The organism is Geminisphaera colitermitum TAV2, assembly GCF_000171235.2.
GTDB classification, from domain to species: domain Bacteria; phylum Verrucomicrobiota; class Verrucomicrobiia; order Opitutales; family Opitutaceae; genus Geminisphaera; species Geminisphaera colitermitum.
This window is the reverse complement of sequence record NZ_ABEA03000102.1, coordinates 1-23,365: the sequence shown is the minus strand read 5'-3', so window position 1 is coordinate 23,365 and position 23,365 is coordinate 1. Positions and strand designations below refer to the sequence as shown.

Below are 23,365 nucleotides of genomic sequence, written 5' to 3'. Positions count from 1 at the left end.
CTACCGCCCTGCGCGGCTTCTTCAACCTCGACCTCCGACGCTTCGAAGACGTCGTGAAGATCAACACCCTCGGCACCGTCATTCCCTCGCAAATCTTCGGACGCCGGATGGCCGGGCGCGCCCGCGGGTCGATCCTCAACTTTGCCTCGATGAACAGTACCCGTCCGCTCACGCGAGTTGCCGCCTATGCGATGGCCAAGGCCGGCATCGTCAACTTCACGCAATGGCTTTCCGTTTACCTCGCCCCCGCGCACATCCGCGTCAACGCCGTCGCTCCCGGATTTTTCCTCAACGACAAAAACCGCAAAATCCTCCTCGACCCTGCCACGCCCGACGGCCTGAGCGCGCGTGGGCGCAACGTCATGCACCACACCCCCGCCGCCCGATTTGGCGCACCCGATGAACTCCTCGGCGCCGTCCTCTGGTTGCTCAACGACGAGCAAGCCGCCTTCGTCACCGGCCAGACCATCGCCGTCGATGGCGGCTTCCTCGCCCATTCGGGTATTTGAAGCAAGCCAAGGAGAGGGGGCATCTTGCCCACGAACGACGCGCAACGTCACCATATCCGCTCAGTCTCCTTCCCCCCATCTGTCTTTCGCACTTCTTACCGCGCCACCACACCACGCTCTCAACGCCGCTGCGGAGCCGTCGCGCCATCGCACCATGTTCCTTCGATGCGCGTGACCATCCGGTTTTTGTCGGGGCCTGTTTCATTATGGTAAAGACGGCTGACCACCAGACTCACCGCAGCCTCGCCCACCGCCTCATGGCTCTGTCGCATCCCCGCAACGGATACACCCACCATACTCGTCGCCGCATCCGTTTTTCCCGGCGGCAAATCCAGTTCCACATATGCCACATCACGCGGCACACGCAGCCCCATTGCACCCAGCCACCGCCACACAAACGCCCGGTCAAGCGTCAGGATCACGTCCGGTTTTTCCCATCGAAACCACCGTCCAAACGTATCCAGATTCCACTCACGCGAGATAAACGGAGCCAGCTGTTCGCTGGCGGGGATGCCATGCGCCGCCGTCAGATAACCCGCCAGCCAAGTATGACCGATGTAAGCATCCCATGAAGCTTCAATCGCCAATCCCACCCTCCGATAGCCAAGCTCGCGTACCCGCAAATACGCATCACGCACGATCTGGCTCTGATCGTTGCTCACCGCCGGAACCATGGGCAGCAGCACATGCGGCTCGATCTGCACGGCGGCCAGCCCATCCCAAACAATCTCTCCTGATTTCGGCGCTTCAAAAACAGTGGTGAAAATCACGCCCCGTATCCCGCGCGCATATAAAATCGAGTTCAACCGTGGCCCGATAATCTGGGCGCTCTCAAATACCTCCAACTTGCATCCCAGTGCCTCTGCCTTCACAAGAGCTCCATCGTAAAATCCCCGATAAGCATGATTTGCCCGCCATCCTTGTGGACATGTATTTCCTGGATACGTCACATAAGCCAGTGTTTCGCGATGCCGTTGATGCTTCCCCGACCGGATTCGCGACATCAACGATGTAAACAAGGGATCAGCCACATAACCCAATTTTTGCGCGGCCTCCCGCACCCGGGCCAAGGTTTCGGCCCTGATACGCGGATCGCGCCGCAAGGCGAGCGACACCGTTGAATAGTGCAGGCCGGTGGCGGCGGCTATATCTCGAATGGAAGGAGGACGGGGCATCAGACGGCAGAGATCAGCCCAAGCTCAAAGTTCATGCAACATCCAATTTCAACGCGTTGAACGCCGTGCCCATTGCTTTGCCAAACAAGGAGCCCCAAACTCACAACCTTAACCCACCCATACGTCATGAACCACCATCCCCGTCACAACAAAACCGCCATCGCGCTGCTTGCTGCGTTTCTCAGCATTGTGTCGCTCGCATCACTCACGCCTCTTACCCGCGCAGGCACCACCATAATCACCAACAAAGACAATCTCGCCTCTGGAGCGACGGCTCACGTTGCCGCCACCTACGACATCGGTTCTGTCGGTCTCACGCTGGGTGCTGGCGACACCCTCAGCCTCGGCGGATACGTTGCCAGGGATGGCAATCCCAACAACGTCCCCGTCAATATCACAGGAAACGGAGCCCTCGTCATCAACAGCGGCGGCGTTCTCGATCTTCAAAAAGCGTGGAAAAACAGTTCCGACGCGCAAGGTTCCGCCCAATACAACATCGGCGGCGCGCTCATCCTCAACAACGGCGGCGTTCTCAATTTTGGCGCGGACTCCACCCTCACCTCGCGCGGTTACGAGGCGATAACCGACGCTTTGCGCATTTCGGTTGGAGGCAACCTCACCCTCAACGGCGGCACCTTCACCTCATCCGCCAACATTCCGCAAATCTGGCTCAAAGGTGCCACCAACACCATTGCCTCCAGTGTCTCCGTTCCCACCGTCGCCACCTTCGTCCTTAACAGCGCCAATCAAACACTGACCAGCGGTGCCGGACTCGGCACGGTCCTGATTCGCCAGTCGTCCGACCAGACCGCCACCCTCTCCGTGACAGGCACCAACTCCGACGGCAGCAACGTGCAAAAAATCCAGTTTTACCAACAAAACAGCGGCAAAACCACCACGCTCAAGCTCGGCAGCGACATCCGCGTCAACGAAAACATTTCCCTTGCCGGCGGCCCCGCCAATACTGCGGGCAACACCGCCACCTACACGATCGATACCAATGGCCGCAAACTCGATATGAGCGCGAGCGGCAGCCGTTTCGAGCCCACCCGGAACAACACCAACGTTGCCACCACATGGAACTTCATTGGCAACGGCGGCACCGTCGAAGCGCATTCATTTCGCTTCAACATGAACGACAACGTCTCCGTCAACATCGGCGCGGGCGTCACCCTCATCGCCCACGCCAACAACGTGACCAACACGCTCGGCAGTCAGGCCTCCGGCTCCGTGGATGCCACCTCGACCTTCATCTACGAAGGCGCGGACACCACCTCGAAGAGCTTCCTCAACGCCAACATCGCCATCGGCAAAGTGGTGGCGCGAAAGGGGACCATTGAGGCATCCTCGGCCCTTAACATTCAAGGCGGACTCGTGATTGAGGCCGGCGGCTCCTTCAGCGCCCTCGCTTACGCCCTCACCACGCCTTCCCTTACCTTTGGCATCGACGGCGCAAGCTTCGGCACCATCTCCGCCACTGGCGCGGTTTCCATCGCTGACAAAACCCTCACCTTCGACTTCGCCGCCGCACCCGCAAGCAGCACCAGCTACACGCTCTTCACCAGCGGCGCGACCGGCTCAGCCGACAGCGTATCCGTCACCTTCTCCGGTCTCAATGCAATCGCACTGACCAACAGTAGCGGCGTCTGGTCCGCCATTCAGGATGGATTCACTTATACCTTCACTGAATCCAATGGCATTCTTTCTGTCGCCAGCGCCATCCCCGAGCCCTCCACCGTTGCATTGATTGCTGGAGTCGGATCCGTCCTTTTCGTACTGATTCGCCGACGCAAATCGTAACGGTTGACTTGGGATTCGACCACAGTTCACGTGCCCCAGCACCCAACCACCACCGCAATCCCATTAATATCTACCACCGATCGACTCCTTGATTAACCCATAAACAACCATGAAAACACTCCCCATATTCTTCCCGTCCAACAAAACAAAAGGATTCACGCTCATCGAATTGCTGACGGTCATCGCCATCATAGGTATCCTTGCTGCCATTATAATTCCCACGGTTGGCAAGGTCCGGGAAAGTGCGCGTCGAACTCAATGCGTCTCCCGTATGCGAGAACTAGGCACCGCCATGCAACTTTATTCTGGAGACAATAAAGACTCCTTCGTCAAAGCCTACAATGCTGGCCCAGGTCGTTACCATCTCCTGATAATCCCCTACCTCAATCAAGCCCTCGCCGATGCCTACAATGCTGGGCGTGTCGATAGTAATGCCATCATCACTAGTGGTTATTTTAAGAGTCCTCCGTTTGAAAAGGTCGAGGGTGATCCTCAAAACCGGGGAGCCTTTGGACACAACCTCGAACTGGAAGGAGACTCCACTGGACCCAAAAGCCCGGCCGTTTATACACACCAACTCACCAGTCCCAGCACGTTTCCCGTTCTCGTTACCACTGGCAATGTGAGCACACTTACCGGCGGCGGTCCTCGTCTCTACGCAGGCAATAGCAGTCCTTATGCGCCTTCTTCCGAAGCTTCGAAATATGGATACATCGGCAGCACCAACGACTGGGGACCTGGCCCTGTTTTCGGTAAAAACGCCATGTTCCTTTTCGGCGACTGGCATGTTGCCCTAAAAAACATTTGTGATAAAAATGCCTGGCCGTGGAACGATGCCAATGCGTTCAAGGTTCGCTAGTCCTCCCCCCCCCCCCACTGCCTTTAGCAAAACACTCTTCATCATGCACGCTCGCATATTCCCTTCCGCTGTACTCGCAGTGGCCTTGTCTCTCCACGCATCCTTCATCTGCACCGCTACTGCCGACCTGACCAATACCGGCTTCGAACAGGGCACTGAAAACTGGGCTTCATTTGTGCCTGATGAGGCCAAGGATGCCGAAACAAGCTTCACTGTTGTATCCGAAAACCCGCACTCAGGGAGCCGTGTGGCGAAGCTCACATCCACAAAATTCGCCCGTCATGGCTGCACTCCGGCAGGCTCACAAGCCACCCTGAAAGTCACACCGGGAGAACGATATCGCATCACTGCTTGGGTGCGTGCTGATGCCGACGCCAAGCCACAAGACAACACTCCCGGCGTGCTCGTCCGCCTTGCGTTGCAAGGCCCGGATAAAAAAGATGCGCCAGGCGGCCACTATTATGCCGGCCTCAACAACTGGATCGCACGCGACCGCCAGCCTCCCGCCAGCAAGCTGCTGCCCACCGAATGGAGTAAGATTGAATCTGTTTTCCAAATACCCGATGACGCGGCCTACATGTCGCTGACGCTGTTTGCCTGGCGCGTGCAAGGGTCGGTTTATTTTGACGATGTATCCCTTGAAAAAGTGTCCGGTGACACCCCCATCACCCCGCTGGAGTCCGTCACCAATTCCGGTTTCGAACAAGACATGACTGATTGGGCTTACTTCTGCCCCCCCGAATCCAAGGCCGCGGAAGCCACCTTCACCACCAGCACCGAAAATCCTCATACCGGACGCCAGTCCGCCCGGTTGTACTCTCAAGGCTTCGCCCGTCATGGCATCCATCCCCGCAGTCAAGCGGTCAAAGTTTCACCCGGTGAACGCTGGTTGATTCGCGCCTGGATGCGCGCGGATGGAGATGTCACGGTTGCGCCCGGCTCGGCAGGCGCGCTCATTCGCCTGACGCTAAAGGACTCCAACAATAAAGCTCCCGAGAAAGGACACCTTTTTGTCGGCCTCAACAACTGGGTTGGTCGAAACCTCGAACCTCCCTTCAATCTCCAACTCCCGCGCAAATGGACCAAAATCGAAGCGGTGGTCGAAATCCCCGCGGACATTGCATCGGCCATGCCAACCCTCTTTGTCTGGATCGCCAAAGGAACGATATATTTCGATGATGTTTCCTTCGAAAAGGTATCATCCACTACACCCCTGACACCGGTTTCGGCCAATCGCAGTTCAGCCAGCGCCCGCCCCCCCTCTGCTCCACCGGCCAGTGAATTGTTAACGGCAGACATCCAGCAGGAACTTTTTTCCACCCTCAATCTCGAGACAACACCTGCACTCAAGCCCGTCCGGCAGGCCGTTGCCCGCAAGGACTATCCTGAAGCCGTGCGCCAGCTCGCCGTCTATCTGCGCACTCGCACCACAAGCAACTGGCTCCTCGCCCCCTTCGATCCCTCGCAACCCGATCCAAACTACAAATACCGCCAGGAGCGCGCTGACAGCGCCGTTGTGGGCCGCATTACCCCCAGCGGCTTGGCGGAACTCTGGCATACCTTCCCCGGCAACATCATCGACTGGTATCACAACGAAACCGCCCACCGCCCCGGCCTCGCGTTTAACCAGGAATGGCAGTATCAACTTTGCCGCATGTCCTTTTGGGGAGACATGGCCAACGCCTACCGCGCCACCGGCAACGAGAAATACCCTTCGGCGTGGGTTACCCAATTCCGTTCATTCATGGCGCAATGCCCGCCCCCCACTGCAGCGGCCAATTTTCGCTATTCCACTTGGCGCACCATCGAATCCGGCATCCGCATGCGCGACTCTTGGCCGCGGGCCTTTCAGGCCTTCGTCCGCTCCCCCTCGGTTAGCGATGAGGATCTCCTGCTCTACATGTATTCAAATCTCCAGCACGCCGAATATTTGAAAAAATTTCCATCGGACTGGGGCAACTGGCTCACGATGGAAATGTGCGGCCTGTTCACCATCGGAACCCTGTTCCCCGAATTTCGTGACGCGACTGACTGGAGACAAACAGCTGTGGCAACCATGCACGCCAGCATTGCCCGCCAGTTTCTCCCCGACGGGGCCCAATATGAACTCGCTCCCGGCTATCATATTGTTGCTCTCGATGAAAACGGCATGGCCATCCCCCGGCTGGCCAAGGCGACTGGACGCATCTCCGAAATCCCGGCCGACTACATCGCCAGCATGGAAAAAGGATACGATTATCTCCTCTATCTCATGACGCCCAATCGTTCCGAACCCCGCTTCAACGACTCCTGGCCCATCACTTGGCTCCGCCCTGTGTTCAACAACGGACTTCTCTTCTTTCCCAATCGCGACGACTGGCGCTGGATTGCCACCGACGGCGCCGAGGGCCGCCCGCCAGCCGCCACCTCGCATGCATTCCCCTACGCCGGCTATTATGTCATGCGCTCCGGCTGGGGAACCGATGCCAATTACCTCGCCTTTGACGGCGGACTCCCCGGCTACTCCCACTCGCACATGGACAAACTCAACCTCGTTTTTTGGGTTTATGGGCGCGAAATTCTTTTCGATGGCGGCGGCGGTTCCTACGAGGACAGCAAATGGCGGCAGTATGCGACAGACGCCTATTCACACAACGTTATCATGGTGGACGGAAAACCTCAGCGCCATCAACTCCTCGATCGCAATGCCAATGTCCCCCGGGAGCCCAATGATGTCACATGGGAAGCAACCAGCGAATACGACTTCGTTGCCGCCACATTCGACCAGGCTTTTTCCGACGTAGGCATGTGGTCCGCCAAACAACCCCCGGGCCCCGTCACGCATACCCGCCGCGTCCTCTTTGCCAAACCCGACCTCGTCATCGTTGCCGACACTCTCGTCCCCACCGATCCCGCCGACACAACCGCCCACACCTATGAAGCTCGCTGGCACCTCATCCCGACGGCGACCATCACCGATCCCGGCACGCAAACCATCACGACCACCGACCCCGGCCTTCCCAACCTTGCCGTCATTCCCCTGCGCACCGACGGCCTCGCCGTTCGCGCCATCTCCGCGCAAACCGAACCCGAACTCCTCGGCTGGCACATCCGCAAGGACATGGACCCGCAATACGTCCCCGCCACCACCGTCACCCACACCCGTGGCGGCCCTGGCATCCAGACATTCATTACGCTCCTGTATCCACTAAAACCTGACGAAAAAAATCCCATCAAAACCATCACCACGCTCAACGCCACCGACACCCGACTCACGCTCGACAACGGACGCACGATCCGCATCCACATCCCCGCCGCGCCCCGCGAAAAAATCACCCTCACCCGCGACACATGACAAAACTCCATCCACTGCTCCCCCTCGCTCTTACGATGTCTCTTGCCAATGCCGCCCCTCCCCCCCCCACCCCCGCGCCCGGGCCAACGACCCTCCGCGCCCTCGCCACCGAACTCGAAATCACCTTTCGCACCCACGTCCTCGACGCCTGGTTCCCCCGCTGTATAGACAACACAAACGGCGGTTTCCTCTGCACCTTCGACCGCGACTGGACACCGGCCCCCGCCGACCAGCAGCCCAAAACCCTCGTCTTCCAATCGCGTATGACCTGGGTCGCCGCGCAAGTCGTTCTCCACCGCCCCGATCTCGCCGGCCATTACCGCTCCGTTGTCCGCCACGGCGCCGATTTTCTCCTCCGCATGTGGGATGCCGAAAACGGCGGATTCCTCTGGCGACTCCCTCCTCTGCCCGACGCCCCCCAGCCCAAACACACCTACGGCAACGCCTTTGCCCTCTACACGCTCGCCGCCGCCTCCGCCGCGCTCGACGACCCGGCCCTCCGCGACAAAGCCATCGCCACCTTTCACTGGCTCGAACAGCACGCACACGACCCCGTCAACGGCGGTTATTTCGACGCCCTCAACCTCGACGGCACTCCCATTCCCATCCGCGAACCCGCCAGCACGCCGCGCGGCGCCGCCCTCGTTGACACCATTGGCACGCCCTTCGGCTGCAAGTCGATGAACACCCAGCTTCACCTCCTCGAAGCCTTCACCGAACTCTTTCGCATCTGGCCCGATCCCCGCCTCCGCGCCCGCATGGACGAACTCCTCAACATCATGCTCACGCGCGTTTATGCCTGGCCCGGCACGCAGCACATAAACCTCACCGCCGACTGGAAAAGCATCCCCGCGCCCATATCCTTCGGGCACGATGTCGAGACCACATTCCTCCTCACCGATGCTGTCGCCGCGCTCGGGCGACCGGACGATCCTGCGACCTGGCGAGCCGGGCGCGCCCTTGCCGACCACGCCCTGCGTATTGGCTGGGATACTACAAACGGCGGCCTCTTCAACACCGGCAGCACATTTCTTGGGCCCACTCCGCCGTTCGTAAAAATTTGGTGGGTGCAGTTTGAGAACCTCAACACCCTGCTCCTCCTGCACGAACGTTACGGCATCCCGGACAACAACCCTGTTTACTGGACCCGTTTTGTCGAGCAATGGCGTTTCATCCAAAACAACCTCATCGACGCGCAGTATGGTGGCTGGTGTCGTGACATTTCTGCTGACGGCACTTTCATTCCCGGCCCCGAATCGGTCAAAGGTTGGCAATGGAAAGCCGCCTATCACGAAACCCGCGCCCTGCTCCTTACCATCGACCGCCTCAAGCGCCTGGCCTCCGTAGCGGAGTAAAGTTGCCAACCCGCTGACGGGCGTTTGGGCTGCTTTCTTCCCAAACGCACATGGCCAACACCTTTTACAACGACTTCGACCAAGAAACCTGGGGCGAGCCGCGCAAACCCGATTACCGCACCCCTTTCCAAATCGACCGCGACCGCGTCATCCACTCGCACGCCTTTCGCAAGCTCCAGTCCAAGACACAGGTGTTTCTCTCCGGCGAATACGATTTTTATCGCACCCGCCTCACCCACTCCATGGAAGTCGCGCAGATAGGACGCTCCATTTGCAGCTATCTCCTCTCGCGTCCCGACGGCCCGCTCGCGCCCGACTTCTACATCGACCCCGACCTCGTCGAAGCCATCGGCCTCTCGCACGACCTCGGCCACCCGCCCTTCGGCCACGCCGGCGAACGCACCTTGCAGGAACTCATGGCCGACCACGGCGGCTTCGAAGGCAACGCCCAGACCCTCCACCTCCTCACCGACACCATTTACGAAGACGGCAAATCCGTGCGCGGCATGTCGCCCACCCGCGCTTTCATGGACGGCGTGCTCAAATACAAAAAACTCTACGGCGAGTATCCACAAACCCAGGACAAACCCGAGCACCACTTCCTCTACGACACGCAAGGCCCCTGCCGCGACTTCGTCTTCGGCAACAACAAAATTCCCGACGAACTTCACCACGCCCCCGCCGACCCGCACGCCGCCCAACCCCTCAACAAATTCAAGAGCATCGAGTGCCAGATCATGGACTGGGCCGACGATACCGCCTATTCGCTCAACGACATCGTGGACGGCGTTCGCGCCGGATTCCTCACCCTCGAAACCATCGAACAATGGGCCTCCACCCAGCCCATGACCGCCGAAACCCAGACCTACTTCGACGAACTCACCGGCTTCATCCGCGCCTCCAAACTCGAACGCGTCTTTGCCGCCAAGATCGGCAAATTCATCCAAGCCTGCGCCCTGCGCGAACGCACCAACTTCATGTCCGCCGCCACCCACCGCTACCGCTTCGAACTCGTCGTCAGCGATGCTGCCAAACGCGAATCCCGCTTCTACAAGGACATGGCGCTCGACCTCATATTTCGCAGCCCGCAACTCCAGCAAATGGAGCACAAAGGCCGCCGCGTCCTGCGCGAACTCTGGCGCATGTGCTGGGACAACTACGTGGATGGCCCCGGCTGCGAGGCCCGCCCCCTTCGCATACTCCCCCCGCGTGTTGGCGACCTCATCCAGGCCGAAACGACCGACGCCGGCCGCTCCCGTCAAATCTGCGACTGGCTCGCCGGCCTTACCGACGGCGCCATCGTGCGCACCTACAAGCGCATGACGGACCCCGATTTCGGCTCCATCCGCGACCTGAACTAACCCTCCCCCCCCCCCCCTCAAAAAACATCACGGCCTCACCAGTCGCACCACCCTTCCCGGTTCCTCCAGCCCCAAATACACCGCGCCCTCCGGCCCCACTGTCACCTCGCGCACGCGACCGATCCCCTTGAACAACACCTCCTCGTGCGTCACGCGCCCGTCGCGGATCACCAACCGCCGCAAATCCTGCGACGCCAGTGACGACACCAACAAATTCCCCCTCCACGCCGGAAACATCGCTCCCTCGTAAAACGCGATCGCGCACACTGCGATTGACGGCGTCCAGTGCCACACCGGTTGCTCCATCCCCTCCTTTGCCGTCAACGCCGTCATCGGCGTGCCGTTGTAATTCATCCCATGCGTGATGACCGGCCACCCGTAGTTCGCCCCCGGCCGGATCACGTTCAACTCATCCCCGCCTCGCGGACCATGCTCCGCTTCCCACAGCAACCCCGTCGCCGGCTCGCGCGCCAGCCCCTGCGGATTGCGATTCCCGTAACTCCAAATGCTCCGCACCACCGCCCCCGGAAACCGCGCTGTATCCAAAAACGGATTATCCGGCGGCACGCGCCCGTCGTCCAGCACCCGGTGAACCTTTCCGTTTGGCCGCGTCAAATCCTGCGCATCGCTCCCCTGCCCGCGCTCGCCGATGCTGAAAAACAAATACCCGTCCTCAAACACAAACCGGCTCCCAAAGTGAACCCCACCCTTTCGGTAAAGCGACGGCGGCGCGCGAAAAATCACCTCCTCATCCACCCACCGCCCCGCTTCAGAAATCCGCCCGCGCACCACCGCCGTCATCGCCGATCCATCCTCCCCCGGATCGCTGAAGGAAAGATACACCCAGCCATTGCCCGCCGCCGCATAGTCCGGATGCACTCCCACGGCGAGCAAACCGCCCTGCCCGCGCGCCCACACGCGCGGCGTTCCCGTAACCGGCTCCGGCCGCAACCGCCCGCCCTCGATCAACCGCAACCGCCCCGCCCGTTCCGTCACCAACATTCGGATACCCCCGCCATTCGCACTCACCGGCAAAAACGCGATCGACCACGGAACCTCCAGTCCGTCGCTCACGAGTTCCATTCGAAAACTCTCCACCTCGCTCTTCGCCACCCCGCCCGGCACCGGCCGTGTAACTTCGCCCCCCGCCCGCCGTGCCGCGCGCGCACCCTCCTCCCGCAAAAAAATCACCAGCGCGCGGATCTGCGCATCGTCGAACGACGCGCCAAACCCCGGCATCGCCGTCCCCGCCACCCCGTCTCGAATCACCCGCGCCAGACTTGCGTCGTCGCCCCCATGTTTCCACGTCTGCCCCAGCAGGTTCGATCCGGAGCCACCCTCGAGCCTCTCCCCGTGGCAACTCGCACACCACTGCGCATACACCTTGCGCACATCCTCCGCCGCGCGGGCGGACACCGTAGTTGAGAAAAAAATACAGAACAGCACGGACGCCGGGGCGGCCAGCCGGACAAAACGGGCAACCCGGTCGGAATGGAAAAAGCAGACAAATAAAGCGCGCATGGAAGATCGGTCTGGCCGGTCCGCACCCAACCCAGTCCCGGCAATTCCGCAAGCTGCGCCACCGCTCTGTAAAACCGTCCCCTCGGAAAATTCCATGGCGCACCATAAATTACGGTCTTTCATTCCGTCTGGCGCTCCCTATAGTGCGACCCGTCATGCGTTACCTCCCTTCCCGCCGAATCCTCCCGGCCACGCTTGCCAGCCTCCTCCTTGCCCTCTCCGCCGCGCTCCAGGCCGAGCCCCGCGTTTTCACCGACACACAAGGCCGCACCCTCAAGGCCGACCTGCTCGAAGCCGGCGAAGAGACCATCCGCGTCCGCCGCGACGACGGCTCCCTCTTCAACATCCCCATCGACACCCTCTCCCAAGCCGACCGCGATTACATCACCGACTGGCTCGACGCCCAAATCACCGCCGCCGCCACCCGCATGCGGATCAACGTCAGCAAATTCAAGGACACCATCAGCAAGTCCGAAGGCATCTCCACCAAATACCGCACTGAAGCCGCCGGCTACCTCATTAGCCTCTTCAACGAATCCATGACCGTCCTCGACGGACTCAGAATCGACTACCGCATCTACATGGTTCGCCAACGCGTTTACTCCGCAACCGACCCCCGCGAAAGCCGCTCCGGCACCATCCCCGTTGAACCCATTGACCGCAAATCCAAGATCGACGTCAAAACCACCACCCTCACCCTGGAGCGCAGCCGCCTCAAATCCGACTGGTATTACCTCGACAGCAACAAACGCGGCTCTGCCGACCAACTCGACGGCATCTGGCTCCGCGTTTATCGCGGCAAAACCCTCGTCGCCGAGTACGTCACCAGCGAAGACCTCAAACGCGAAAACTGGGACCCCCCTCAGACCACCCGCCCCTCGCGCAACTCCAGTAACGCTGACAAGTGATCGCACACCGCCCGGTTGCCCGCCAGAAAATGGATGCGATCCATGCGCAGGTTGAACTCGCGCAGCGGAAACGGTGACGGCGTCACATAACGCACCTCCCCCCCCCCCGCCAGGCACAGCGGCACCGCCGCCGCAATATCCCACACCCGCACATTGTGATCCACCACCCCGCCCAGAATCCCCACCGCCACATAAGCCAGGTGCAACGTACTGCTGCCCAGCCCGCGAATCTTGAAATTCTCCACGATCACCGCGGCCTCCCTCGCGTGCGCATGATCCACCGGACTATGAAACCCCAGCAACGTGTAAGGCGACGGCGCCTCCGCGCTCACCCGCGCCTCGCGGTCGCCATCGCGCACGCCAAAACCCGGCCCCCCATGCATCAACACCCGCCGCGCCATGTCATAAATAACCCCGTACACCGGCACCCCATGCTCCAGCAACGCCAGTGAAATCGCGCAATGCGCGATGCCCGTCGCGTAGTTGTTCGTGCCGTCGATCGGATCGAGCACCCACGCAAAACGCGCCGACAACGCAATAGGCTTCTCCGTCTCCGCTAACTCCTCGCTGAACAACTCATCATCGGGAAACTGCGCGCCCAACTCGCGGAAAATATTCTCCGAGATCGCCACATCAACCGGCGTCACCCGCGTGCCATCGTATTTCCAATTGCTCTGCGTCCGCCCGAACTCCCGGTGCATCAACTCCGTCTGTCCCGACACCGCACGCTTGGCGGCCTCAATGCGGAGCAACAACCCGGACGACGAATCAGACGACAAAGATGACATAAGCCGTGCATCGAAACAAAACCCGCCTCCCAAAGAAAACCCTAAACGTCCGCAAGTCTCGCCCGCTGGGAGTGCGCCCGGCTCGGGCGCGGGGTTAGGCGAGTGGCGCGGGCGTCCCGCCCGCTGTAGGGGCGTCGCTTGCGACGCCCGCGCCCGCCATTCGATGCCACGTCCTGCATACGCGGGCTTCGCAAGCGAAGCCCCTACGCGGGGCGCGGGCGTCCCGCCCGCAACGTGCTTCCCGTAGCGCAGGCGTCTCGCCTGCAATCCATAGGTTGCGCGAAGCGCGGTGCTCTCTTCTGCTTTTTGCTGATTCTGTTATTTGGGAAGGCGGCGCTTCGCGCAATAGACTGACTTGCAGGCAGGATGCCTGCGCTACGCTATGGCGCGGGCGTCCCGCCCGCTCCGTTGCATCTCCGCCTGATCAGGCGAGCGCCCCCTCCCGCGCCACTTTTAAATATCCGCATTGCGCATCCGCTCAGGCGGACATTCCCTCCCGACGATCCGATCTTCGCGCATGTCTGCCACGAACACCACTCCCGCCACGCCCACCGCTGCCGCACCCACGCCGCTCCTCTACGAATCGCATTGCCACACACCCCTATGCAAACACGCCCAGGGCGAACCCTGGGAATACGCCGCCACCGCCGAGGCGCGCGGCCTGCGCGGCATCATCTTCACCTGCCACAGCCCCCTGCCCGACGGCTGGTCTGCCGACGTGCGCATGGCCCCCGGCGAATTTGACCTCTACGTGGACACCATCGCCCAAACCCGCGAACGCTTTGCCGACCGCGTTGACGTCCGCCTCGGCCTCGAAAGCGACTACTACCCCGGCGTCGAACCCTGGCTCGAAAAACTCCACGCCCGCGTCCCCCTGCACCACGTCCTCGGCTCCGTCCACTATCAAATCCACGACTACCGCCGCCGCTACTTCACGGGCGACATCCTTGCGTATCAAAAACTCTACTACGAACACCTTGCCGCCTCCGCCGAGACCGGCCTCTTCGACACGCTCGCCCACCCCGACCTCGTCAAAAACGAATCCCCTGCCGACTGGGATTTTGAGCACATCCGCTCCCACATTGCCCGTGCGCTCGACCGCATTGCAGCCACCGGCGTGGCAATGGAACTCAACACCAGCGGCCTGCAAAAAGCCCTTCCCGAGATGAACCCCGGCCCCGGGCAACTCGTCATGATGCGCGAACGCGGCATCCCTGTCGTGCTCGGCGCCGACGCCCACCGACCCGAGCGCGTGGCCGCCCACTACGCCGACGCCCTCCGCCTCCTTCAGACCGCCGGTTATCAAGACGTGAGCTGGTTTCTTGACCGCCGCCGCCAGACCGTGCCCATCACCGCCGCCCTCGCGTCGCTCCCTCGTAGCGCAAGGTTTTAATAGAGCATTTTCGGTTTATTTTGTCTCACGCAGAGCTGGCCTAGACCCGTTTCGTTTTAGCGACTTCACGGGTCTTGGCCAGCTGTCCTACAAGAACGCAGAGTCGGAAAAATACAATGTTTGCAATTTATTTATAATTAGCCACCTATGTTTTCTCTGCGCCTCTGCGTCTCTGCGTGAGATTCATAACGCCCAGCGTTCCTACAGGACGCTGATGCAAATTTTCATATCAGCTTTTACCCTCACCCATCTCACTGCTCAACTCGCGTCTGGCCTCGTCGAACAAATCGGCCAGCCGCTCCACCTCGCCGGCCAACTCCTTGATTGGCGAAGTCCGTGAGCGCACCTCAATCTCCTCCGCCATGGCCCGCACCCGCGCTGCGCCGACATTGGCCGAACTGCCCTTGATCGTGTGCGCCGCGCGCGTGAACCCCGACTGGTCGCCCTCCGCCAGACGCTCGCGGAGTTCCCTCAACCGCGCCGGCATATCCGCGAAATAGATGCCCAGTATCTCGCGCAAAAACGCGCCTCCATCGTTGTCGCCGAGGGCGCGCAAGTTTTCAACAGCGGAGGAGTCGATGATCGGAATGGAATCAGGCATGGTTGGAAATCGCGTGGTCTAAAACGCGGGCAAGCGTAGTCAGAATGAGCCCCGGCGCAAACGCAGGCGTGGTAGAGTCTGGACGGAACCGTCCCAAGTTATCCCGTTCCCACCGCCCGCATGGCGAGCCCATTTCTCCATCGCATCATCAATGGGGTGCGACTACAATGTGATGTCACTGGTCTCCCTCTCTCCCTTCGTCCGACTGAGTTGGAGGACTGACGGAAACAGGACGCGCCCTATTGTAGGGACCTTTTCGTTTCCGGTAGTGGATGTTGCTGGAAATCACCCGCTGTTTGATACGGGAAGGAGGCACGGGACCGGGTTTTAAGAATTGCCACACCTCCAAGCCGTAAGGCGCGGCCAGACGCTCTATCGTTTCAAGCCAGATTTGTTTTTTCCGCCCTGATTCGAGCTGCTGATAAAACGTGAAATGGAAACCGCTTAACTCGGAAACTTCCTGCTGCGTAAGCCCATGAATCGAACGAAGTTCACGCAGACGGGATGCAATAAAAGGCATGAGATTCATACCTGTGTTTATAGTGTATTTGCCATTGACAAAATACACTACGATCACAGTCTTTTTAAACTTTGGGATTCATCCAGCCCTGTCTCTCTCACCGTCCCGTCACTGCCGCCACGATTCGTTTGTTAACTTACATTATCCTAAAACCACTCGCCCGGCGCAGCGCACGGATGACATCAACCTGACCGTTCAGGAACTTCCAGCCTGCCACGAACGCATGGTCTCCACTGGCCATCCGCCTCCTCCCTCCCTCCGCATCGATGGTCACCATCAGTCCAGAGTCTTGCTTTGGAAAAAATTGCCCGCCGCCGCCAGCAATCGGTGATCCTGCCAGCACAACACCCTCGCGGTGGCCCCAACTGCAAGACCTCGTTCAGACCTTCCCCTTTCTTGCTTGGCTTGAAGACAATACCGGGCGGATTTTTTTCTCCAGCAACCGGCTACCCAACCACCCCTGGCCCCTGCCGGAGCACACGCTGGCCGCCATCCGGCAATCCCTGCAAACCCAGCCCCGGCACTGTACGGTTTCCATCCCCGACAAATACGGCCGCCCCATTGCCCTGAAAGTCACCATGTATCCGCTCCCCTACGTTGACACTGCAGAGCATCCCCTCCGGCTGATCGCTCTCTGCCCTGTCTCCAAGGAACTCGAACGTGACCGTATCGTCATCTCCTCTCTGATCACGCAACTCCTCAAAACCAATCATAAGGAGCAGGCCGACTCCAAACTTACCCCCCAGCAACACGCCATCTACCAAATCCTGACCCACGGCCATCGCTACAAGGAAATCGCCGCGTGCCTCGGCATCTCGCACCTGACCGTCCGTGTTCAAATCACCCGCATGCGCAAGATCCTCGGCCCCGCCTTTATCCCCATTCTGAGGCGCGCCCGTTAACTTGAATTAACTCCCCAAAGTTCGCCCGTCCCTTGACCGCCTGAAAGCTCCACCCGTTCACAGTATCAAAATCAATCTGGAATCTCACCGCACCTTACCAATGAAGTATAAAATCAAAAGGACCCACATCCGTGCCATCCTCGCCGCCATGGCGACCCTCAGCGTCTCCTCTTGGAGCATCGCCGCCACCGCGCCCAACTCTTCCGACAGTTTCGCCGACTCTGTCGCCGCGCTGACTGCGATTGGAACCGGCTCGATTCCCGCCAACATTCAAGCCGCCATCGACCAGCTTGGCGTCATCGTTGGTACCGCGCAAAACGATCTCACCGCAGCCCAGGCTGCCATCGCCACCGCCCAAGCCGACTTCGAAGCCGCCAGCGCCGCCGGTGATGCGACCGCCGCAGCCAACGCCCTGAACGCCCGCACCGCCGCCGAGAACGCCGCCAGCAGCGCCCAAGCCAAGATCGACTTGGTCAACGACGCCATCTTCGCCCCCGATACCGGTGCCGTCGCCACCGCGCAGAGCAATGCCGCCGCCGCCGCCCAAGCCCTCACCGACGCGACTGCCGGCTATGCCCAAGGCACCAAGAACCCCGATGGCACGCCCACCGCCGGCCTTCAAAACGTCATCGACTCCGTCAACGGTCTGACCTCCGGTGATCCCTCGGTTCAGGACGGCAACGCCGCCGTCGCGCTCGCCACCTATGCAGGCAGCGCCCAGGATCTCGCCGCCATCGCAGCCCTCGCCAACGCGACCGCCGACGCCCTCAACACCCTGCCTCCGATTTCCGACGCCGACAAACAGACCGCTCTCGACACCGTGCTCAACGGCTCTTGGGAACGCGAGGCCATCAAGACCAACACCACGGACATCTCCGCCACCAACTCGGCAGTCACACAAAACACCGCCGACATCGCAGCCGAAGCCACCACTCGCGCCGACGCCGACATCGCTCTCCAAAGCAACATCGACACCGAAGCCACCCGCGCCACTGGTGCTGAAGCCGCTCTCGGAGTCCAAATCAGCAACGAAGTTGCCACCCGCGAAAGCCTCATCCGCCAGGAAACCGACGGCTCCATTCACATCGGGAACAACTCGCTGATCACCAATGAAGTTGGCGGCCAGCAGCAACTCTACGCCCAGGACGCCGGCGGCAACGCCATCGACATCGACGTCACCAACGGCTCCAAACTCCGCCAGGACGGTGTTCTCGTCGCCACCGTGGACAACGTTGCCGCCGCCGTTGCCACCGAGACCACCCGCGCCACTGCACGCGAAAACCAAATCGAGGCCGACAGCATCACCCGCGACAACGCCCTCGGCGTCCGGATCGACAACGAAGCCGCCACCCGCACCGCCGCCGACACCCAGTTGCAGGCCAACATCGACGCCACCCGCGCCGACCTCCATGCGGAAGTCGTCGCTGAAACCAACCGTGCCCGCACCGTTGAAACCGCCCTCGACAACCGCGTCACGGGCGTCGAAAACCGCGTCTCCAACCTTGAATCCCGCACTGCGCAAAACAGCCGCGACATCAAGACCCTGCGCCGCGGCATCTCCATGGCGGCAGCCCTCCAGACCCCTGTCATCGGCGAAGGCAAGAACAACGCCGCCAAACTCGGCGTTGCCTACTTCGACGGAGAAACCGGTCTGGCCGCTGGCTACGCCCGCCGCCTCAACGAAAGCGTCACCGTCAACGCCGAAATCGCCACCACCAACGACTTCGACGACGTCATGGCCCGCGCTGGCGTGAACTACACCTGGTAAGATTCCCTTCCCGCCGACCTCACCGGACGACGGGAACTCTGGAAAAACAACCGGCGGATGTCACCCGTGGCATTCGCCGGTTCGTTTTTATCTTCCCGAGGAGGGCGGGTCTCCCGACCCGCCGACGGCGCAAAGCGCCGCCCATCTGAAAAAAACACGGCTGCGCCGTGTTCCGCGCATCTCCTGCCCCCCCCCCCCCCCTCCCCCCTCCATTCCTCTCCTCCTGACTGACCGCGTGAAACTCCTGACCCTCATCCTCACTCTCGCCCTCCTGCCCCTGGACTCCGCGCTCGCCCAACCCCAGCTTCAATCCCCCCCTGTCCGCCCCCCCTCCCCCCCCTCCGACGTCATTTTCCGCCCCGTCTTTCTCACGGCGGATTTTGCCCACTACGCCGGCATGGCCTTCCGCCTCCAACACCCGCCGGACGGACGGCATTACCTCGTCACCAGCCATTCCCTCTTTGGTCCCGCCGCTGACCTCGACGTGCAAATGACTCCCGACGACATTGCCCGCGTCATCATTGCCGCCATCGGCATCTCCTGCGACCACGCCTCCGAACTCGTCACCGCCCGCCCCTACCTGCGCATCCCCGACGCCCGCCGTTCCGACGAAACCGGCTCCGAAAAAGACCTCGCCCTCTTTGAAATCCGCGCCCCCGCTCACGACGCCCCCGCCCTGACGCTCGACCCCGCCCCGCCCATCAAAGGCGACCGAGTCTGGATCTACATCAAGCACCCCGGCAAACCCACCACGGGACTCGAAGGCGCCACCATTGCCTGGACCACCGAAAAAGAACTGCGCTACCTGCTCGACAACCCCGCCGCCGACCTGCGCGGCACCACCGGCGCCCCCGTTCTCTCCGCCACCGGTGGCGTGATCGGGATCAACCTCGGCACCTTCACTGCCAAATCCGGCCGTGTTTACGGCTACGCCTGCCCCGGCTCCTCCATCCGTCGCGCGCTGGAGCCCGGCTGGACCCCCGCCCCGTCGCCCCTCCGTTCGCACCCATAAAAGGAGTGGCGGCATCCTGCCGCCGGTTCGAAGTGGAGCGGGCGTCCCGCCCGCTCCGTGCGTAGCGCAGGCGTCCCGCCTGTCATCTTGTCTATAGCGCGAAGCGCGGTGACTTTTATGGAGTGCGGCGCTTCGCGCAGCAGGCTGGATTGCAGGCGGGACGCCTGCGCTACATCGGAATGCGGGCTTCGCAAGCGAAGCCCCTACGCGGGGCGCGGGCGTCTCGCCCGCTCAGGGAATTGAAGAATGCGGGCGAGACGCCCGCGCCACTTATGCCCCCATGTCATCAGCGTTTCATCAGCGCGGGGGTGATGAGGGCGGCGGTGAAGAGAAATACGCCGGCGATGAGGAGCGGCCAGAGGGGGAAATCGGCGGCAGTGGCAATGGGTTTTAAGGTGAGACGCATCGAGAGATCGCTGTCGGTGCCGACTTGCAGGGCGCGCGTGAAGGTGAGCGTGTCGCCTGTATCGGGAATCGTGGTACGAATGCTGTCGAGCACACTCATCGTCGTCTGTTGTTGGGTCAGGAAACGTCCGGCGACTTTGCGGATCACGGCATTATCCTCGGCAGTGTTGGCACTGCGCAATTGGGCGATTTCGGCAGGGGCGTAGTTGGTGCTGCCGCCTGCAATGAGGGTTTGCGGGGCGAGTTGTTGCGGGACGGCGTCCGTGGGGAGACCGGCGTTGGTGACGGCGGTCTGGCGGAGGCGGTTCATGCCGACTTCGATTTGCTCCATGCGCAGGGCGTTGAATTGCACGCGGGCGTCTTCGTTGAGGGCGTCGTTGCCCTTGGATAGTGTGTTGGCGAGGGCAAGGGCTTGACGGGCTTTTTCCTGGTCGCCGGCTTGTCGGAATTTGTTGCCGAGTTGGATGAGTTTGTCGGCTTCCTTGCCCTTCTTCGCGAGGACCTCCTTGTTGTGGCTTTTGTAGTCTGAGATGCTGGAGAGGAAGCTGCTGTCAGCACCGGAGCGGGCGCGCGCGCCGGCGTATTGCAGGTCGCTTTGCTGGCGGGCGAGCACGCGGCCGCCGGGCAGGTGCACGCGCCAGGTGATGTTCTCAAGGGGCACGTCAAAACGGGGACCGTGCAGACGATGATCAAAGGTAGTGGAATTTTGACTACCATCGCGGGTGGGAGCGGAGTAGTAAAACTCGACGATGGAGGGCTGGCCTTCGACGGGGTTGGGCGTGACGGGGAGAAGGAGCGCGTCGCCATCGGTCGCGGCGCGCACGGGTTCGTCGTTCACAAAGCCGTGCCAGTAGGAGGCGCCGGGGGGGAGGTTGAGGCGGAGGATGCGTTTTTCGGTAAGGCGCACGGAGAGGGTGGTCTGGGTGAGCATCATGCCTTCGTCAGAGAGCACGGTGGTGATGCCGGCTTTCTCGACTCGAAGGGGGAGGAGCCGGGCGGGGTCGTGCGTGGCGATCTGGACGGGAAGCACGAATTCGTTTTCGACCATGCGGAGAATGGCGGCGGGTTCAGGCGCGCCTTGGCGGAGGGTGGCGGGCACGGATTGCCAGTCGGTGGTTTGCAGCGCGGAGGGAAGGGCGCCGAGTTTGAGTTCGAGGCGACCGGAGGCGCGCAGGGCAAGCCAGCCGTGCTGGAGTCCGGCGTCGGTGGAGCGCACGCCGGCGATTTGTTCGGTGGTAGTGGTCGTTTCACTACTGGTGGAGGCGGGGAGCTGGTAGGTGGCTTGAAGCGCGACTTTGCCGAGGGCGCGGCGTTGGAGTTTGATTTCCCAGAGGCCGGGGGTGCCGGGCACGGCCACGCTGTCGGCCACGAGTTGTCCGCTAAAACGGACGCTGGCGGCGGCGGGGGGGAGTTGCACACGGAGGGTTTTGGTGGCGGCGTTTTCGATGGTGTAGTCGAAATTCACCACGCCGCGGAGTTGTCCGTCGCGGAGGGTGAGGTCCTGGAGGTAGGCGCACTGTATCCAGGCGGCGAGGGTTTCGATGTCGAAGGCGAGGTGCCAGTCGCGTTGCAGGAGGCGGAAGGCGAGAGCGCCGCGCGGGGAAAGGGCTGAAGGCTGAAGGACTGAAGACTGAAAATCGCCGGCGATGTTGTTGCGGATGGGGTCGAATTGCGTGGCGTTTTCGCGGCGGGAGACGTGCAGGCGCACACCTTCCTCGGGGGTGAGGTAGAGTTCGCCGGTCTGGCGCGAGGCTTCGCGGAGGAGGACGCGCGGCGTTTCCCAATGCTTGAGACGGGCGAGACCGGGGCCGGCAAAACTCATGGTGAATTGCTGGCGGCCAAGGGTGCGCCCGCGCAGGTGCAGGACGATTATCCGGGTGGCGGAGCCGGGTTCGGTGATTTCGGTCCAGTGGCTGAGGGCGGGGCCGCTGAGGGATTCGACTTCGAGGCCGGCGGGGAGGGGGAGGCTGAGCCGGAAAACACCGGCGCGGGTGATGCTGGCCACGAGCGTAGTGGAGAGAACAATACGATCTTCGCCGAGCGAGAGGTTGTGCGCGCCGGTGACGCGCACGTCGGGTTCGACGGCGGCGGTTTTGAGGACGAGCGAGGCGCCGGCGGGTCCGCTGTGGCGGTAGCTGCGGCGGAGGGTGGCATTCGCGGCGGTATCGGTGGTGCGCAGCGCGGCGGGGAAATCGTCCACGTTGACGGGGAGGAGGCGGGCGGGGGTGGCGTCGATAATCTGGACCTCGTCGCCGGTGGCGATGCCGACAAAACCAATCTGACTGGCGGCGTCGGCGATGATGAGGGGGTGCAGGGTGGTGGTCTGCGGGAGGGGGCCGGTCGCGGCTTGTGTCTCGATGAGGAGCGTGGTTTCGGCGGCGCTGGCGGCGAGGAGCCGGATGTTGAGGCGGCGTTCCGCGGGGGCGGGATTGGGATTGGGAATAAAACGCCAGCGTCCGACGTTGGTTCCGCTGACGTTGGAAACGGTGAGTCCGGGGGGGATGGTGATGTTGAGTTCGGCGAGCATTCCCTGGGCGGGGCGGATGACGGCGCGGTGGCGTCCGTCGATGACACCGGGGGCGGGGGTGTAGAGGTCGGCGGTTTCGGCGTAGAATACGAGTTTCTCGGCGCGGCGGTCACGGGCGCGGGGGCTCCAGCCGATGTCGCGGGCGGGCTGGGGAAGGAGGACGAGGTGCGCGGTGTTGTCTTTTTCCGTGATGGAGACGGCGGCGCGGGAGGTGATTTGTTTGTCGGCGCCGGAGAGGGCAATGGTGGCGGTGTCGGAGGCGGCGACGCTGGTGGGGAGGGTGAAGCCGGCTGCGTCTTTGGCGAGGGGGAGTTCGTAGTTGAAATTCAACGACACGGAGCCGGGTTTGAGGAGTTCGACGCGGAGCATCGTGCCGGAGGGCCGGGTTTCACGGACGAGGCGGACGGCGTCGGTGAGGTCGCACCGGGTGAGGACGGCGGGCGCGGCAAGGAGGTCAAAGCGGTCGCCCGCCTGTCCGGTGACGCGCAGGGTGGCGGCGGCGGTGATGCTCTGGCCTTCAATGGTGATGCGCTGGGTGACGGAATCGGCGGTTTGAGCAAAGGCTGAAGGCTGAAGACTGAAGACTGAAAGGAATATGGCGAAGGCGATCAGGGCGGCGGCGCGGGG

Annotated in this window: 16 protein-coding genes and 1 pseudogene; 11 read left to right on the top strand and 6 right to left on the bottom strand. The window is 61.7% G+C overall.

Annotated elements, in window-relative coordinates:
- On the top strand, positions 1-509 hold a 509-nt coding region (locus OBACDRAFT_RS12055; RefSeq protein ID WP_043585951.1), incomplete at its 5' end, for an SDR family oxidoreductase.
- Positions 510-628: 119 nt separating this feature from the next.
- Here OBACDRAFT_RS12055 and OBACDRAFT_RS12050 read toward each other — a convergent pair.
- On the bottom strand, positions 629-1,684 hold the full coding sequence (locus OBACDRAFT_RS12050) for a LacI family DNA-binding transcriptional regulator (RefSeq protein ID WP_043585949.1): 1,056 nt from the start codon (positions 1,682-1,684) through the stop codon (positions 629-631).
- A gap of 126 nt (positions 1,685-1,810) precedes the next feature.
- Here OBACDRAFT_RS12050 and OBACDRAFT_RS12045 point away from each other — a divergent pair, with 126 nt between their 5' ends.
- The 5 genes from OBACDRAFT_RS12045 to dgt all read left to right on the top strand — a co-directional run bounded on the left by OBACDRAFT_RS12045 (position 1,811) and on the right by dgt (position 10,393).
- A complete protein-coding gene (locus OBACDRAFT_RS12045; protein WP_043585947.1) occupies positions 1,811-3,484 on the top strand; it encodes a PEP-CTERM sorting domain-containing protein in 1,674 nt (557 codons plus the stop codon).
- A 109-nt stretch (positions 3,485-3,593) separates the two neighbouring features.
- Entirely contained in the window at positions 3,594-4,343 is a 750-nt protein-coding gene (locus tag OBACDRAFT_RS29730; protein ID WP_052361827.1) for a type II secretion system protein, read from the top strand.
- A 79-nt stretch (positions 4,344-4,422) separates the two neighbouring features.
- Entirely contained in the window at positions 4,423-7,677 is a 3,255-nt protein-coding gene (locus OBACDRAFT_RS26580) for a heparinase II/III family protein (RefSeq protein ID WP_198529893.1), read from the top strand.
- Positions 7,674-9,032 (top strand): AGE family epimerase/isomerase, encoded by a 1,359-nt coding sequence (locus tag OBACDRAFT_RS12030; protein ID WP_043585946.1) that lies wholly within the window; start codon positions 7,674-7,676, stop codon positions 9,030-9,032. The genes OBACDRAFT_RS26580 and OBACDRAFT_RS12030 overlap by 4 nt, the downstream gene beginning before the upstream one ends.
- A 50-nt stretch (positions 9,033-9,082) precedes the next feature.
- On the top strand, positions 9,083-10,393 hold the full coding sequence (gene dgt, locus OBACDRAFT_RS12025; RefSeq protein ID WP_043585945.1) for a dGTP triphosphohydrolase: 1,311 nt from the start codon (positions 9,083-9,085) through the stop codon (positions 10,391-10,393).
- Positions 10,394-10,420: 27 nt separating this feature from the next.
- Here dgt and OBACDRAFT_RS12020 read toward each other — a convergent pair whose 3' ends face one another.
- A complete protein-coding gene (locus tag OBACDRAFT_RS12020; protein ID WP_232767058.1) occupies positions 10,421-12,010 on the bottom strand; it encodes a PQQ-dependent sugar dehydrogenase in 1,590 nt (529 codons plus the stop codon).
- Between the two features lie 59 nt (positions 12,011-12,069).
- On the opposite strand from OBACDRAFT_RS12020, the gene OBACDRAFT_RS12015 reads away from it, so the two are divergent.
- Entirely contained in the window at positions 12,070-12,822 is a 753-nt protein-coding gene (locus tag OBACDRAFT_RS12015) for a hypothetical protein (protein ID WP_052361825.1), read from the top strand.
- Here the strand turns inward: OBACDRAFT_RS12015 and OBACDRAFT_RS12010 are convergent.
- Positions 12,777-13,577 carry an inositol monophosphatase family protein gene (locus tag OBACDRAFT_RS12010; RefSeq protein WP_232767056.1) on the bottom strand — a complete coding sequence of 267 codons (801 nt, stop codon included), beginning with the start codon at positions 13,575-13,577 and terminating at the stop codon, positions 12,777-12,779. The two genes, OBACDRAFT_RS12015 and OBACDRAFT_RS12010, sit on opposite strands and share 46 nt — an antisense overlap.
- 550 nt (positions 13,578-14,127) lie before the next feature.
- On the opposite strand from OBACDRAFT_RS12010, the gene OBACDRAFT_RS12005 reads away from it, so the two are divergent.
- Positions 14,128-15,003, top strand: coding sequence for a histidinol-phosphatase (locus tag OBACDRAFT_RS12005; RefSeq protein ID WP_043585943.1), 876 nt, complete (start codon positions 14,128-14,130; stop codon positions 15,001-15,003).
- Between the two features lie 229 nt (positions 15,004-15,232).
- Here the strand turns inward: OBACDRAFT_RS12005 and OBACDRAFT_RS12000 are convergent, their stop codons facing one another.
- A complete protein-coding gene (locus OBACDRAFT_RS12000; protein ID WP_043585942.1) occupies positions 15,233-15,604 on the bottom strand; it encodes an Hpt domain-containing protein in 372 nt (123 codons plus the stop codon).
- 175 nt (positions 15,605-15,779) lie between these two features.
- Positions 15,780-16,133, bottom strand: coding sequence for a helix-turn-helix domain-containing protein (locus OBACDRAFT_RS26575; RefSeq protein WP_081722002.1), 354 nt, complete (start codon positions 16,131-16,133; stop codon positions 15,780-15,782).
- 257 nt (positions 16,134-16,390) lie between these two features.
- Here OBACDRAFT_RS26575 and OBACDRAFT_RS11995 point away from each other — a divergent pair, with 257 nt between their 5' ends.
- From OBACDRAFT_RS11995 to OBACDRAFT_RS11985, 3 genes are all read left to right on the top strand, one after another.
- A complete protein-coding gene (locus tag OBACDRAFT_RS11995; RefSeq protein ID WP_043585941.1) occupies positions 16,391-17,026 on the top strand; it encodes a helix-turn-helix transcriptional regulator in 636 nt (211 codons plus the stop codon).
- A gap of 100 nt (positions 17,027-17,126) precedes the next feature.
- Positions 17,127-18,794 (top strand): YadA C-terminal domain-containing protein, encoded by a 1,668-nt coding sequence (locus OBACDRAFT_RS11990; protein WP_043585940.1) that lies wholly within the window; start codon positions 17,127-17,129, stop codon positions 18,792-18,794.
- Between the two features lie 235 nt (positions 18,795-19,029).
- Positions 19,030-19,806 carry a S1 family peptidase gene (locus tag OBACDRAFT_RS11985; protein ID WP_043585939.1) on the top strand — a complete coding sequence of 259 codons (777 nt, stop codon included), beginning with the start codon at positions 19,030-19,032 and terminating at the stop codon, positions 19,804-19,806.
- A 286-nt stretch (positions 19,807-20,092) separates the two neighbouring features.
- Here OBACDRAFT_RS11985 and OBACDRAFT_RS11980 read toward each other — a convergent pair.
- Positions 20,093-23,365: pseudogene (locus OBACDRAFT_RS11980) on the bottom strand (hypothetical protein); the annotation flags it as partial.

Excerpts from the sequence above, each read along its gene's own strand:
- OBACDRAFT_RS12030 (WP_043585946.1), top strand. The coding sequence starts at position 7,674 with ATGACAAAACTCCATCCACTGCTCCCCCTCGCTCTTACGATGTCTCTT.
- OBACDRAFT_RS12050 (WP_043585949.1), bottom strand. The coding sequence starts at position 1,684 with ATGCCCCGTCCTCCTTCCATTCGAGATATAGCCGCCGCCACCGGCCTG.
- OBACDRAFT_RS12005 (WP_043585943.1), top strand. The coding sequence starts at position 14,128 with ATGTCTGCCACGAACACCACTCCCGCCACGCCCACCGCTGCCGCACCC.
- OBACDRAFT_RS12045 (WP_043585947.1), top strand. The coding sequence starts at position 1,811 with ATGAACCACCATCCCCGTCACAACAAAACCGCCATCGCGCTGCTTGCT.
- OBACDRAFT_RS12020 (WP_232767058.1), bottom strand. The coding sequence starts at position 12,010 with ATGGAATTTTCCGAGGGGACGGTTTTACAGAGCGGTGGCGCAGCTTGC.
- OBACDRAFT_RS11990 (WP_043585940.1), top strand. The coding sequence starts at position 17,127 with ATGAAGTATAAAATCAAAAGGACCCACATCCGTGCCATCCTCGCCGCC.
- OBACDRAFT_RS29730 (WP_052361827.1), top strand. The coding sequence starts at position 3,594 with ATGAAAACACTCCCCATATTCTTCCCGTCCAACAAAACAAAAGGATTC.
- OBACDRAFT_RS12015 (WP_052361825.1), top strand. The coding sequence starts at position 12,070 with ATGCGTTACCTCCCTTCCCGCCGAATCCTCCCGGCCACGCTTGCCAGC.
- dgt (WP_043585945.1), top strand. The coding sequence starts at position 9,083 with ATGGCCAACACCTTTTACAACGACTTCGACCAAGAAACCTGGGGCGAG.
- OBACDRAFT_RS12000 (WP_043585942.1), bottom strand. The coding sequence starts at position 15,604 with ATGCCTGATTCCATTCCGATCATCGACTCCTCCGCTGTTGAAAACTTG.
- OBACDRAFT_RS26575 (WP_081722002.1), bottom strand. The coding sequence starts at position 16,133 with ATGAATCTCATGCCTTTTATTGCATCCCGTCTGCGTGAACTTCGTTCG.
- OBACDRAFT_RS11995 (WP_043585941.1), top strand. The coding sequence starts at position 16,391 with ATGGTCACCATCAGTCCAGAGTCTTGCTTTGGAAAAAATTGCCCGCCG.